2 protein-coding genes are annotated in these 767 nt (G+C 42.6%); both read left to right on the top strand.

The features are described 5' to 3' along the window. On the top strand, positions 1-351 hold a 351-nt coding region (locus KDK67_RS14165; RefSeq protein WP_250869488.1), incomplete at its 5' end, for a DUF2149 domain-containing protein. A gap of 171 nt (positions 352-522) precedes the next feature. Next, positions 523-767, top strand: a 245-nt coding sequence (locus KDK67_RS14160) for a hypothetical protein (RefSeq protein WP_250869487.1), incomplete at its 3' end; no start/stop codon positions are given.

Here is a 767-nt window from a genome sequence, read left to right as displayed (position 1 = left end):
AAACGCTATCATAGGCCTGGCATCCTCTATGAGGAAGAAGACCAGAACCCTCTGACCGGGGTTGCGAATCTATTCGATATCGCCATGGTGTTCTCGGTAGCACTTATGATAGCTCTTGTCATGTCTTTCCAGCTTCCTGAGCTTCTAAGTCCTACGGCAGATATAACCATTGTTAAAAATCCGGGTCAGCCCGATATGAAGATAATCGTCAAGGAAGGTCAGAATATCGAAGTACTGAATATGACCGATCAGATCGGCGGTGGTACCGGTGAGGCTCTTGGTACTGCTTATCAGCTGGGTGATGGAAGGGTCGTCTATGTTCCGGATTCGGGTAATGAGACCGGATCCTGATCCTTTTTGGTCTGTATTGGATCTGTATTATCTGAAATGTAATTTGAACCGTATTAGAAAAAATTTGAATTGAAAAGTGAATTGAATGTGGAACAATTAGTAGTTTGAAACATCCCGAACAGCCACCAAGCAAATTTCCGGGATGTTTCGTGCACATTATCGGGTGAAAATATGCAAAATGTTATACATAAGCTATTATTATTAAGTGTTTTGATTATGCTGGCTCTTTCGCCAGTGGTATCGGCAGATGAACAGGTTACAAAAATAACTTACATAGCTTATTCTGACGCTTATTCTGAGAACGAGGCACTGGAGATTGCAAGTCAGACGAACGATTACAGTGACCTGATAGAATACACGTTCATTGCATACGCTAACTCAACATATGGTGCAAGCGAACAGTTACTGGCAGCTGC

This window comes from Methanococcoides seepicolus, from assembly GCF_023684405.1.
GTDB classification, from domain to species: Archaea; Halobacteriota; Methanosarcinia; order Methanosarcinales; family Methanosarcinaceae; genus Methanococcoides; species Methanococcoides seepicolus.
This window is presented reverse-complemented; position numbering and strand designations above follow the sequence as displayed.